A 12696-nucleotide genomic window follows, 5' to 3' on the forward strand; every position below is an offset into this window, starting at 1 on the left:
ACAATGGGCCAGTTATTGTGTCGCTCTTGCAACACAGCCCATGACATGAGCGGAATTTCGCCTTCCGATCATGTCCCCGGTGCCGCCTCCGGCCCTCTCCCGACGCTCTCCCGCCGCTCTCCCGGAAGGGGACCGTCCGGCCGTCAGGCCAGCCCCGCCTCCTTCATCTGACGCAGTTCCTTCTTCAGCTCCCCCACCTCGTCACGGAGCCGGGCGGCGATCTCGAACTGGAGGTCGGCGGCGGCGGCGCGCATCCGCTGGGTCATCTCCTCGATGATTCCGGCCAGCTCGGTGGCGGGCCGTCCGCTCGCCGCCGCCTTGCCGCCGGCCCGGTCGCCCAGCGCGGGCACCGGCGCCCGGCCGCCCTTGCCCGCCTTCTCCTTCGGCCTGCGGTAGTCGGTGCCGAGCAGCTCCTCGGTGTCGATCTCCTCGCGGGCGATGGTGGCCACGATGTCGTTGATCTTCTTACGGAGGGGCTGCGGGTCGATGCCCTTCTCCTTGTTGTACGCGATCTGCTTCTCCCGGCGGCGGTTGGTCTCGTCGATGGCCTTCTCCATCGCCGCGGTGATCTTGTCGGCGTACATATGGACCTGTCCGGAGACATTGCGCGCCGCCCGGCCGATGGTCTGGATCAGCGAGGTGCCCGAGCGGAGGAAGCCCTCCTTGTCGGCGTCGAGGATCGCCACCAGGGAGACCTCGGGCAGGTCGAGACCCTCCCGCAGCAGATTGATGCCGACCAGGACGTCGTACTCACCGGCGCGCAGCTCGCGCAGCAGCTCGACCCGGCGCAGGGTGTCGACATCGCTGTGGAGATAGCGCACCCGGATGCCGAGTTCGAGGAAGTAGTCGGTGAGGTCCTCGGACATCTTCTTGGTGAGGGTGGTGACAAGGACCCGCTCGTCCCGCTCGGTGCGCAGCCGGATCTCGTGGACCAGATCGTCGATCTGGCCCTCGGTGGGCTTGACCACGACCTCCGGGTCGACCAGACCGGTCGGGCGGATGATCTGCTCCACGAAGCCGTCGCCCCGGGACAGCTCATAGGCGCCGGGGGTGGCCGACAGATAGACCGTCTGCCCGATCCGCTCGGTGAACTCCTCCCACTTCAGCGGGCGGTTGTCCAGCGCGGAGGGCAGCCGGAAACCATGGTCGACCAGGGTCCGCTTACGGGAGGCGTCGCCCTCGTACATCGCGCCGATCTGCGGGACGGTCACATGCGACTCATCGATGACCAGCAGGAAGTCCTCGGGGAAGTAGTCGAGGAGGGTGTTGGGCGGGGAGCCGGGCTCCCGGTCGTCGAAGTGCATCGAGTAGTTCTCGATGCCGGAGCAGGAGCCGATCTGGCGCATCATCTCGATGTCGTACGTGGTGCGCATGCGCAGCCGCTGGGACTCCAGGAGCTTGCCCTGCTTGTCCAGCTCCGCCAGGCGCTGCTCCAGCTCCGCCTCGATGCCGTTGACCGCCTTCTCCAGGCGCTCGGGCCCGGCCACATAGTGGCTGGCGGGGAAGACATGGAGCGACTGGTCCTCGCTGAGGATCTCGCCGGTGAGGGGGTGGAGGGTGGAGAGCGCCTCGATCTCGTCGCCGAACATCTCGATCCGGACGGCGAGTTCCTCGTAGACCGGGAAGATCTCGATGGTGTCGCCGCGGACCCGGAAGGTGCCCCGGGTGAACGCCACGTCGTTCCGGGTGTACTGGATGTCCACGAAGCGGCGGAGCAGCTCGTCGCGGTCGATCTCGTCGCCGACCCGGAGCGGGACCATCCGGTCGACGTACTCCTGCGGGGTGCCGAGTCCGTAGATGCAGGAGACGGAGGCGACCACGATCACGTCCCGCCGGGTGAGCAGCGAATTGGTCGCGGAGTGGCGCAGCCGCTCGACCTCCTCGTTGATCGAGGAGTCCTTCTCGATGTAGGTGTCCGACTGGGGGACGTACGCCTCGGGCTGGTAGTAGTCGTAGTACGAGACGAAGTACTCGACCGCGTTGTTCGGCAGCAGCTCGCGGAACTCGTTCGCCAGCTGGGCGGCGAGGGTCTTGTTGGGCGCCATGACGAGGGTGGGGCGCTGGAGCCGCTCGATCATCCACGCGGTGGTCGCCGACTTGCCGGTGCCCGTCGCGCCGAGGAGGACCACATCCTTCTCACCCGCGCGGATCCGGCGCTCCAGCTCGGCGATGGCCGTGGGCTGGTCACCACCGGGCTGGAAGGGACTGACGACCTCGAAAGGCGCCACCGTACGTTCGATCTGGGAAACGGGCCGCATGGATCCACCGTACGACCCCCCACTGACAAGCGGGGGCGACCGCCGCCCGCCGCACCCCTCACGGATCTCCGCCACCGGTCGTTTGACCTGGTCACAGGGGTGCGGCGGGGGTTGATCACCAGCTGTCGGAGTAGGGCTGCTCCCGGTGGTGGGGGCGCTGCTCGCCGGGCCAGGGGTTCTGCCAGGGGTCGGCCGGGCGGGCGTCGGCGCGGCCCGCCGGTGCGTCGGGCCGCATTCCGGCGGCGACGCCGGGCAGGGGGACCTGCTTGCGGACCGGCTTGTCCCACGCGGGGTCGCCCATCACCAGCATCGGGTCGAACATCACCACCACGGCGGCGAGCAGCAGGAAGACCCCGGGGCCGAGCAGCATCGGCATGAGCAGGGAGGCGGGCGTGTCGCCGCCGGTCCGCGCGAGGGCGCTGCTGTGCAGATGGACGCTGACCGAGGCCATGCCGGTGTAGTGCATGCCGGTGACCGCGACACCCATCACCAGGCTGGCGCCCAGGCTGGCGCGGAAGCCATGGATGGAGACGGCGGCCCAGAGGGCGGCGGTGGCGGCGACGACCGCGATCACCACCGAGAGGGCGACGATCGGGGTGCTGTACTCGACCCGGCCCTGGAAGCGCATTCCGGCCATGCCGAGATAGTGCATGGTGGCCACGCCGAGACCGGTGATGGTGCCCCCGGTGACCAGGGCCATCCTGGTGGCGCCCCGGTATCCGACAATGAAGATGCCGATGCCGACCATGACGATGGCGACGCCGAGGCTGGCGTAGGTGATGGGCCGGTCGTAGGTGATGGGGGCCTCCGCGATGCTGAAGCCCATCATGGCGATGAAGTGCATCGTCCAGATCCCGGAGCCGATGGCGACAGCGCCCATGGCCAGCCAGCCGGGTTTGAAGGATCCCTCGGTGCGCACCGAACGGGTGGTGCAGCGGAGGCCGAGTGCCCCGCCGAGAGCCGCCATCACAAAGGCGGCCACGGGAGTGACCAGCCCATAGGTGAAGCCGTCGAGAGTTCCTTGCATCCGTGTGTCCTTCGCTCCGTGTGGTTCGCGTCGATCCCCTGGCGGTGATCCCGTGAGCCGCTGGTGGAACGTCTTTCCCGAGGTGAGGTTAGGGCCTGGCCATGCGGCGGCACACATGCGGGGTGTGATTTATCTGCGGAGAAACCGGCACGTGGGGTGCTCTGGGTGGATCTGTTCATATTTTGGCCGCACTTCACCTGTTCGCCGTGGGCACCACGTGGCAGGCTCGGCCGGGTCGCCACCCGTCCGCCACTTCACCGCTGCACCGTTCCGCCGTGAGGAGTCGAGATGTACGTGCGTACCGTCGCGACCGCCGCCGTCCTCGGGGCCGCCGCCGTCCTGAACCCCGGCCCGGTGGCCGCTCCGGCACAGCCCCCGGCAGCCCTCTCCGCCCTCGCGGGGATCCCGGAGGAGAGCGGAGCACCGCTGGTCATCGCCCACCGGGGGGCCTCCGCCCAGGCACCCGAGAACACCCTGGCCGCCGTCGACGCGGCGGCCCTGCTGGGCTTCCGCTGGGTCGAGAACGATGTCCAGCGCACCCGGGACGGCGAGTTGGTGGTGGTCCACGACGAGGGCCTGGCCCGCACCACGGATGTGGAGGAACGATTCCCCTCACGGGCCCCCTGGCGGGTCCGGGACTTCACGGCGGCCGAGATCGCGACCCTGGACGCGGGCGGCTGGTTCGGCCCCGCCTGGGCGGGCGCCCGGGTGCCCACCCTCAGGGCCTATCTCCACCGGCTCGACCGCAACCGGCAGCGGCTGCTGCTGGAGGTGAAACGGCCCGGGCTCTATCCGGGCATCGAGGGCGACATCCTGCGGGTCCTGCGCGCGGAGGGCTGGCTCGACCCCGACCGGGTACGGCGCCGGCTGGTGGTGCAGAGCTTCGACGCGGAGAGCCTGCGGACGGTGCGCCGGCTGGCGCCCCGTGTGGTCACGGGGTTCCTGGGCACTCCGCCGGTGGCCGAACTGCCCGCGTACGCCGCCTTCACCGATCAGATCAACCCCCCGCACACCACCCTCACCGCCGACTATGTGGCCGCCGTACAGCGCCTCAAAGGGCCGCACCACCGGCCCCTGCGGGTCAACACCTGGACCGTGAACGACCCGGCGGGCGCCCGCCGGGTGGCCGCCGCCGGGGTGGACGGGATCATCACCGACCGGCCGGACCTCGTCCGGGAGGCACTGGAGGAGCGGACGGAGCCGGGGAAGCGCTGACCGCCGTACCCCGGAGGGATCCGGCCTTGCCGGCCCTGTCGACCCTGTCGGCGTTGTCGGCGTTGTCGGCGTTGTCGGCGTTGTCAGTGGGGCGCCGTACCGTGGACGCATGAACAGCTTCACGTGGGCCGTCGTGGACTCCGGCATCGGGCCGCTGCTGCTCGCCGCCACCGGCCAGGGCCTGGTCAGCGTGGTCTTCCACGCCGACGAAACCGTCCGGGACCGGTCCCTGGACCGGCTGGCGGACCGGCTCGGGGCGCACCCCGTCGCCGACGGCACGGGTCTGCTCGCCGAGCCCATGGCGCAGCTCGCCGCGTACTTCCGCGGCGGGCTGAAGGAGTTCTCCCTGCCGCTCGACTGGACCCTGACCGGCGGCTTCCACCGTGCGGTGCTGCGTGAGCTGACCACCGTCCCCTACGGCACCGTCGTGGGGTACGGAGAGCTGGCCGCCCGGGTCGGGCAGCCGGGTGCCGCCCAGGCCGTGGGCGCCGCGATGGGCGCCAATCCCCTGCCGGTGGTGGTGCCGTGCCACCGGGTCGTGGAGGCCGGCGGCGAGCTGGGCGGATTCGGGGGCGGGCGGGAGACCAAGCGCCGGCTGCTGGAGCTGGAGGGGGTACTACCCCAGCCGCTCTTCTGACGCTCCTCCCCCGGAGCCGCTCCCCTGAGCCGCGGGCACGCCCCGGCCCGGCCGGAACGGCATCACTGACCTGCACGGGGACAGGGAGCAGCCGGGCGGGGGTGCGATGCCCACCGGGCGGGGCGGGCTGACACACTGCGCGAGTGAGCACCAGTCCCGACGCATCCGACACCTCTGGCATATCCGGCGGCCACGATCCCTCGCGGGCCCGACCGGGGCCGGACGGTCCGGCGGACGGGCGGGCCCACCTGGCGGCCGCCCCGGCGGACGGCCCCGTACCGGACACTCCCCCGGTGCTCGCTCCGACACCCGTCCCGCCACCCGCTCCGGCGGACACGGCGGAGGGCACGGCGGAGGGGCGGACGGCAGCGGCGGAGGGTGCCCCGGCGCCGGGGGCGGTGGTCCCCAAGTCGGCACTGCCCGAGCTGCGGCGGCGGATCACCACGGTCCTGGTCATCAGCCAGATCCTCGGCGGGCTCGGGGTCGCCACCGGGATCGCGCTGGCCGCCGTGCTCGCGGAGCGGGTCAGCGGCTCCCCCGCGCTCTCCGGGCTCGCCCCGACCGCGACCGTGGCCGGTACGGCCCTGCTCTCCATGCCGCTGGCCGCGCTGATGACCTCACGCGGCCGGCGCCCCGGCTTGGTGCTGGCCTATGCCATCGGGGCGCTGGGCGCGGGTGTGGTGGTGGCCGGGGCCGTCGTCGACAGCTTTCCGCTGCTGCTCATCGGCATGGCCGCGTTCGGCGCTGGCTCCTCGGCCAATCTCCAGGCCCGGTTCGCCGCCGCCGACCTCGCCCCGCCCGACCGGCGCGGCCAGGCGATCTCCCAGGTCGTCTGGGCCACCACCATCGGCGCGGTCCTCGGCCCGAACATCGCGGCCCCGGCGGGCCGCAGCGTCTCCGGTCTGGGCATCCCCGCCGAGGCCGGGCCGTTCGTCTGGGCGGCGGGGGTGTTCCTGGTGGCCGCCGTCGTCGTCCAGGCCCTGCTCCGGCCGGACCCGCTCATCACCGCACGGGCGCTGACCCCGGGGGACCACTCCCCGAAGGGACGCTCGCTGCGGGCCGGGATCGAGGCGGTACGGGCCTCCCCCGGCGCCCGGCTCGCCCTGGTCACCATCGCCGTCTCGCACACCGTCATGGTCGCGATCATGTCGATGACCCCGCTGGCCCTCGGCCACCACGGGGCCGGGATCGAGCTGATCGGCCTGGTGATCAGCGGTCATATCGCGGGCATGTACGCGTTCTCGCCGCTGATGGGGCGGCTGGCCGACCGGGTCGGCCGGTTCTCGGTGATCGCTCTGGCCGTGGGCCTGCTGGCGACATCGGCCCTGCTCGCGGGGACGGCGGGACCGAGCCACACCCAGGTGGCCGCCGGGCTCTTCCTGCTGGGGCTCGGCTGGTCGGCGGGGGTCGTCGCCGGTTCGGCGCTGCTCACCGACTCGGTGCCGCAGCCGGTGCGCGCGGCCGTCCAGGGCCTCTCCGACCTCGCCATGAACACCGCGGCGGGGATCGGCGGAGTGCTCGCCGGAGTGATCGTCGCCCAGCAGGGGTACGGGCTGCTCAATCTGGCCGGTGCCCTGCTGTTGCTGCCACTGGCCTGGAGCGTGCTGCGCGCCCGGCTGCGCTGAGCCCCCTGCCCCGTACCCCATAACCCGTAACCCGATCACCGGCCACCGGCCACCGGCCACCGGCCACCGGGAACGGTCCCGAGCCACACGGCCGACCGCCGGGTTTGGACCGCCCGTCGCCGTGCCAGGGATGGGACATGCTGCTCACCGAGGTGACCGAGGAAGTACGGGAAGCGCTCGACGCCCGCCGGCCCGTGGTGGCCCTGGAGTCGACGATCATCGCGCACGGCCTGCCCCGCCCCCGCAACCAGGAGGTGGCGCGGGAGCTGGAGGGGCTCGTACGGTCCGCCGGTGCCGTCCCGGCGACGATCGCCGTCCTGGGCGGCCGGGTCAGGATCGGCCTCGACCAGGAGGGGCTGGAACGGATCGCCGGGGACGGGGGGATCCGCAAACTGGGCCGCCGGGATCTCGCCCCCGCCCTGGCCGCCGGGGCCGACGGGGCGACCACGGTCTCGGCGACGGCCTTTCTGGCGGCACGAGCGGGGATCGAGGTCTTCGCCACCGGCGGTCTGGGCGGAGTGCACCGGGACTGGGCGCACGCCCAGGACGAGTCGGCGGATCTGCGGGAGCTGGCCCGGACCCGGATCACCGTGGTCTGTGCCGGGGTCAAATCGGTCCTGGACGTCCCCGCCACCCTCCAGCGGCTGGAGACCCTGGGTGTGGGGGTGCTGGGCTATGGCACCGACCGCTTCCCGGGGTTCTATCTGACCTCGTCGGGCGAACCGGTGGACTGGACGGTCCACTCCCCCGACGAGGTCGCGGCGGTGGTCCGGGCCCGCGCCGCGCTGGACGGACCCGGGGCACTGATCGTGGCCCGCCCGGTCCCCGAGTCCGAGCAGCTCGACCCCGCCCTGCACGACCGGGTCCTGGGCGAGGCGCTGGACGCCTGCCGGGAGCGGGGCATCTCGGGCCAGGCCGTGACCCCCTTCCTGCTGGACTATCTGACCCGGCGGACCGGCGGGGCCTCGCTGGAGGCCAATGTGGCGGCGGTACGCGGCAACGCCCGGCTGGCGGCGCTCATCGCGGCGGCCCTGTGACCGGCCCCCGTCCCGCCGAGCCCGGCACCGGCGGCGCCCCTGGTGACCGGCGGGTGGCCCCCGGCCCCGAGGCATCCGGTCCGGAGGCATCCGGACCCAAGGCGTCCAGTCCCGAGGCATCCGGCCGCGAGGCATCCGGTCCCGGGCCGTCGGGCCCCGCACCGGCGGGTCTGCTCGTCATCGGCGATGTGGTCGACGATGTGATCGTGCGGCACGGCGCACCCCCTCGGCAGGGCACCGACACCGCCGCCCGGATCCGGATCCTCCCCGGTGGCGCGGGGGCCAACGCCGCCTGCTGGGCCGCCCACCGGGGACTGGCGGACGTACGGCTCCTCGGCCGGGTGGGCCGGGCCGATCTCGCCCGCCACGAGGAACGATTACGCGCCGCCGGAGTCCGCCCCCTGCTGATCCCCGACGACACCGCCCCCACCGGCACGGTGGTCGTCCTGGTCGGCCCGGACGCCGAGCGCACCTTCCTCACCGACAGCGGGGCGGTCACCCTCGTCTCCCCCGACGACTGGTCGCCCGATCTGCTCTCCGGGACCGGCGGACTCCATCTCTCCGGATATCTCTTCTTCTCGGGAACCGCCCCCGCCCTGGCCCGGCTGGCGATGGACACGGCGCGTTCCCTGGGCGTCCCGGTGAGCGTGGACCCGGCCTCCACGGGCTTCCTCCGCACACTGGGCCCGGACCGGGCGCTCACCTGCTACGACGGGGTGGACATCCTGTTGCCCAACGCGGACGAGGCCCGTTGTCTCACCGGCCGTGCCGATCCGGCCGAGGCCGCCGCGGCACTGAGCCGGCGGGTGGCCCTGGTCGTGGTCACCCTCGGCGCGGCGGGCGCGCTGGTGGCCGAGAACGGGGTCGTCACCGCGCGGGTGCCCGCGCCCCGGGTCCGTCCACGGGACTCGACCGGCGCGGGGGACGCCTTCACGGGAGCGTTTCTCGCCGCACGGCTGGCGGGCGCCGACGCGCCGGCCGCGGCGGAGGAGGGCTGCCGGGCGGGCGCGGAGGCGGTCACCCTGATCGGCGGTCGGCCCGGGCACGCGGACCTGTCCCCCGCAGGCGCTCACTCGACCGCGCAGGACGGGGCGTCCGCCTCCTCGGCGAGCCGGCTCCCCTGGGGCAGCACATAGGTGGCGTACAGCACCACCGGCTCGGTGCCGAGATTCCGCCCGATGTGCCGGTGCTCCACCCCGGAGGGCTCGGTGAAGGCCGACCCGGCGGGCATCACCTCGACCGAGCAGTCGTGCAGGGTACGGGTCAGGGTGCCGGACTTGACCACCACCAGAAGCTGGCCGTCGTGGTAGTGCCAGCCGGTGGAACCGCCCGGTTCGATGGTGATCGTCCGTACCACCACATCGGTCGGCCCCTGCGCCTGGATCTTCAACCGCTTCGCCGAGACCCCCTGGGCCAGCAGTTGTCCGCTGACCCCGCCGGCCGGAGCGGCACCGGCCGGGGACGGCACCGTGGCGATCATCCCCAGGCACCCCGCCAGGACCACGGCCCCCGGGGCACGTCCCTGCCGTCCCGTGCTTCCCGGCCTTCCTTTGAACCTCATGGGAGCCCTCCAACTCATCCGCACCATAACGGTGTTGCTGTGCGCACTTCGGCGGCAGCCTGCCGTCAAAATCCGGATCACGCCACCGAAGCGGAAACAGTGAGAGAGAAGAGAGAAACGAAAGCACTCGGCTGGAAAGCGAGCACCGTGAAGCGACCGGACGGACACCGGACGGACATAAGTGGACCCGGGGGCGTAGCCGACCCCCGGGTCCTTTGGTGCCACCGCTCTTCGCACGCCCGATCGTTCGAGAACCGGGTCAGTCCTCATGTCGCCGCGTCCTGCCTTTGGACCACCGCGCATCGAGCTGCGCGGGCCGGACTTGAACCGGCATTTCGACGTCCCGTGGCCCGGTTCATTCGATCGGGCGATCGGTGGCGCATACTGAGTCTGGAGCAATAGTCTGAGTCTGACTGCGGTCGCCTCTGCCAGTGTTGGGCCACCGCGGCCCGGGGTATCCCGAGACCGCGAGGAGGACTCGAACCTCCACCGGAACCGCACCGATCACGACAAGCCTCAGCTTCAGCTTGCGCTCCTCGCGCACCCCGCCCGCTTTTCCCGCGGCCGGGGATCCTCACAGGCTACCCGTCAGCCGAACAGGTAACCGAAAACCGCGTCACCGACCCGCTGGTCGGCGACCTCCCCGCCATTGGCCTCCTCGCGGGCGTACTTCACGGCCTGCTGAAGTCGCTCCACCCGCTCCAGCAGCTCGTTCACCCGGCGGGCGGGCAGCGCGCCGGAGAACTTCACCGTCGTCCAGTAACCGACCGGGATGTCCTCGTAGTACACCTCGACCTGGGCCGGGTGCTTCTCGGTCGCCTCCGCCTTCACATGGTTGCGGGGGACCTTCTTCGTCCGTACGGTCCGGACCGCCTCGGTCTTCCACGCGTCGGTGGACGGATCCTGGGTCCAGGACTCGGATGCGTCCAGCACCGGGAGCTTCCGGATCAGCGAGGTGATCTCCGTCAGCTGCTTCTCCAGGAAGAGGAGATAGCCGACGGGCACATCGGCGACCAGCACCCGTCCGTCCACGGACACATCGGCCCGCGCGGTGCAGTTGGCCCAGTCCTTGGTGGCGGTGACATCGAACAGCCTCGTCAGGGACTTCGCGGCGGTACGCAGCACATCCTCGGCCTTCACCTGGACCCGGGTCGACTCGGGCGGCAGCTGCTCGCCCTCCTCGTCCTTCGGCTGGTACGTCCGCGCGATGCCGGCGAGCAGCGCGGGCTTCTGGAGCTGGTGGTGCGTGCTCGCGAGTTCCTGGTGCGCCTTGGTCTTGACGCCTTTCTCGACCGCGATGATCTGATTCAGTTTCGCCACGCCGTCAAAGTAGCAGCGCTCGCGCGGCCGTTCGAACGAATTACCGGGACGGGCCGGAGGGCGGGGCAGCTGGAGGGGGCGAGGGCGGGGTACCGGGACGGGCCGGAGGGCGGGGTGCGGACCCCGGCGGCTCCGGCGTCCCCTCGGCCCCGCCCCCTTCACCCCATCGAGTGGGCCGATCAGCGAGTGGGTCGGTCAGCGAGTGGGTCAGTAGCGGACGGGAAGGGCGATCAGCCCCCGGGCCCGGATCGACGGCCGTCGGCGCAGCTCGCTCTCGGGAACGTCCAGCGCCAGCCGGGGAAAGCGCTCCAGGAGCGCGCCCAGCGCCACCTCGGTCTCCAGCCGCGCCAGGGGGGCGCCCAGACAGTAGTGGATGCCATGGCCGAGGGAGAGATGGCCGGTGGCGTCCCGGCGGAGATCGAGCCGCTCCGGGTCGGGGAACCGCCCGGGGTCGCGGTTGGCCGCGCCCAGACAGAGCAGGACCGTCTCCCCCGCCGGGACCCTGGTGGTGCCGATGGTGAGGTCCTCCAGCGGGAAACGGCGGATGGCGAGCTGGGCCGGGCTCTCGTAACGGGCCAGCTCCTCCACCGCGCCCGCGATCCTGCCCGGTTCGGAGCGGAGCAGTTCGAGCTGGCCGGGGCTGCGGAGCAGGGCGTGCACGGCGTTGCCGATGAGCTGGACGGTGTTCTCGTACCCGGCCAGCAGGATCAGGAAGACCAGGGAGATCAGCTCGTCCTCGGTGAGCCGGTCGTCCGGCCGTCCACCGCCGTCCTCCCGCCCGTCCCGCTCCTCCCGGACCGCGATCAGCGCCGAGACCAGGTCGTCACCGGGGCGTTCGCGCTTGTGTGCCAGCAGGTCCGAGAAGAAGGCCAGCAGCCGGGCGACCCCGTCCCTGGCCCGCTGCGGATGGGCCGGGTCGGGCAGCAGCATGGCGTCGGACCACTCCCGGAAGTCCTGCCGGGAGTACTCGGGCACACCGAGCAGTTCACAGATGACGATGATGGGCAGCGGCGCGGCGTAGGCGGTGATCAGATCCGCGCGGCCGTGCTCCGCCATGGCGTCCAGCAGCTCATCGGCGGTCCGCCGGACCGGTTTCCGCAGCTCCTCGATCCGGCGGGCGGTGAAGGCACGGGTGACGAGTCTGCGGATACGGGTGTGGTCGGGCGGATCCATGTTGAGCAGATTGGCGTCCAGCGCGGGCGGCAGGCTGAAACCCCGGTAGTTGCCCGGCAGCGCATGGCGTTTGTCCAGGGAGAGCCGGGGGTCGGCGAGTCCCTGCCGGACGTCGTCGTACCGGGTGACGATCCAGACGGGCAGCCCGTCGGGCCCGGTGATCCGGTGGACGGGGGCGGAGGTCCGCAGGCGGTCGTAGACCGTGTACGGGTCGTCCAGCAGCTCACGCGTGGGGTCTTCGTGCGTCATGCGGTCACCCTAGACAGCGGGAGGGCGCCCGCCGCCCACCGTGCGCGCGTGCCGCGCGACGAGCCGCTGACGAGGGAGGAGGGGCGCGGCCGAGAGGCGGCGCCCTGCGGCCGGCCGCGGCCCGTGCGGGGCGAACACCCGGCGGGGGCTCAGGGGTTCGGACCCCCGAGGCGGAGTTCGCCGATGACACCCGCCTGGACGACCGTGCCGTGCTGGACGCCGCCGGTGATGGTGTTCTGGGTGACGACCGGGGCGGCGGCGGAACCGGGGGCCATCTCGTCCAGCAGCGCGCGCAGTTCGGCGGCGGCCCGGGGGTCGGCCTGGAGGGTGCGGCGCATTCTGATCCGCCACTCGGCCAGCACATCGGCGGCGGCCCCGTCGTCCTCGGTCCGCCGGGCGCCCAGCAGTTCGGCGCGGGAGGTCTCCAGCTCGGCGGTGACACCGTCGGGATCGGCCCCGCCCCGGGAGAAGAACCGGGCCAGCCGGTCCCGGGCGGGACCCCAGCTCTCCTGGATCATCTGCTGGACCAACGCCGCCGCCCCGGCCGTCGCCAGAGCCACCAACTCGGCTTCCACTGGGCCTCCTACGGATAGG

General features: G+C 72.1%; 11 protein-coding genes. 5 read left to right on the plus strand and 6 right to left on the minus strand.

The window, feature by feature from the left end; genetic code table 11:
* Positions 1 to 143: 143 nt before the first annotated feature.
* Together uvrB and ABT354_RS14250 are read right to left on the minus strand one after the other, a co-directional pair.
* Positions 144 to 2258, minus strand: a complete 2115-nt coding sequence (gene uvrB / locus ABT354_RS14245; RefSeq protein ID WP_351493223.1) for an excinuclease ABC subunit UvrB — start codon at positions 2256 to 2258, stop codon at positions 144 to 146.
* Between the two features lie 115 nt (positions 2259 to 2373).
* Positions 2374 to 3285 carry an MHYT domain-containing protein gene (locus ABT354_RS14250; protein WP_351493225.1) on the minus strand — a complete coding sequence of 304 codons (912 nt, stop codon included), beginning with the start codon at positions 3283 to 3285 and terminating at the stop codon, positions 2374 to 2376.
* A gap of 288 nt (positions 3286 to 3573) precedes the next feature.
* Here ABT354_RS14250 and ABT354_RS14255 point away from each other — a divergent pair, with 288 nt between their 5' ends.
* The 5 genes from ABT354_RS14255 (at position 3574) to ABT354_RS14275 (ending at position 8935) form a co-directional block, all read left to right on the plus strand.
* Complete coding sequence (locus ABT354_RS14255; RefSeq protein ID WP_351493227.1) at positions 3574 to 4500, plus strand: glycerophosphodiester phosphodiesterase; 927 nt, start codon at positions 3574 to 3576, stop codon at positions 4498 to 4500.
* 109 nt (positions 4501 to 4609) lie between these two features.
* Entirely contained in the window at positions 4610 to 5137 is a 528-nt protein-coding gene (locus ABT354_RS14260; RefSeq protein WP_351493229.1) for a methylated-DNA--[protein]-cysteine S-methyltransferase, read from the plus strand.
* Positions 5138 to 5535: 398 nt separating this feature from the next.
* On the plus strand, positions 5536 to 6762 hold the full coding sequence (locus tag ABT354_RS14265; RefSeq protein WP_351493665.1) for an MFS transporter: 1227 nt from the start codon (positions 5536 to 5538) through the stop codon (positions 6760 to 6762).
* 137 nt (positions 6763 to 6899) lie between these two features.
* The gene (locus ABT354_RS14270) at positions 6900 to 7799 is read left to right on the plus strand and encodes a pseudouridine-5'-phosphate glycosidase (RefSeq protein WP_351493231.1); all 900 of its coding nucleotides are present in this window, start codon (positions 6900 to 6902) and stop codon (positions 7797 to 7799) included.
* Between the two features lie 170 nt (positions 7800 to 7969).
* Positions 7970 to 8935, plus strand: coding sequence for a carbohydrate kinase family protein (locus ABT354_RS14275; RefSeq protein WP_351493667.1), 966 nt, complete (start codon positions 7970 to 7972; stop codon positions 8933 to 8935).
* Here the strand turns inward: ABT354_RS14275 and ABT354_RS14280 are convergent.
* The 4 genes from ABT354_RS14280 to ABT354_RS14295 all read right to left on the minus strand — a co-directional run bounded on the left by ABT354_RS14280 (position 8869) and on the right by ABT354_RS14295 (position 12677).
* Positions 8869 to 9279: a cupin domain-containing protein gene (locus ABT354_RS14280; RefSeq protein WP_351493233.1), complete on the minus strand. Its 411-nt coding sequence runs from the start codon at positions 9277 to 9279 to the stop codon at positions 8869 to 8871. The genes ABT354_RS14275 and ABT354_RS14280 overlap by 67 nt on opposite strands.
* A gap of 669 nt (positions 9280 to 9948) precedes the next feature.
* Positions 9949 to 10680 (minus strand): DUF7873 family protein, encoded by a 732-nt coding sequence (locus tag ABT354_RS14285; RefSeq protein WP_351493235.1) that lies wholly within the window; start codon positions 10678 to 10680, stop codon positions 9949 to 9951.
* Between the two features lie 207 nt (positions 10681 to 10887).
* A complete protein-coding gene (locus ABT354_RS14290; protein WP_351493237.1) occupies positions 10888 to 12102 on the minus strand; it encodes a cytochrome P450 family protein in 1215 nt (404 codons plus the stop codon).
* A 149-nt stretch (positions 12103 to 12251) separates the two neighbouring features.
* Positions 12252 to 12677, minus strand: a complete 426-nt coding sequence (locus ABT354_RS14295; protein ID WP_351493239.1) for a hypothetical protein — start codon at positions 12675 to 12677, stop codon at positions 12252 to 12254.
* Between the last annotated feature and the right edge of the window lie 19 nt (positions 12678 to 12696).

The sequence above is a fragment of the Streptomyces sp. NPDC000594 genome, assembly GCF_040299965.1.
Taxonomy (GTDB): Bacteria; Actinomycetota; Actinomycetes; order Streptomycetales; family Streptomycetaceae; genus Streptomyces.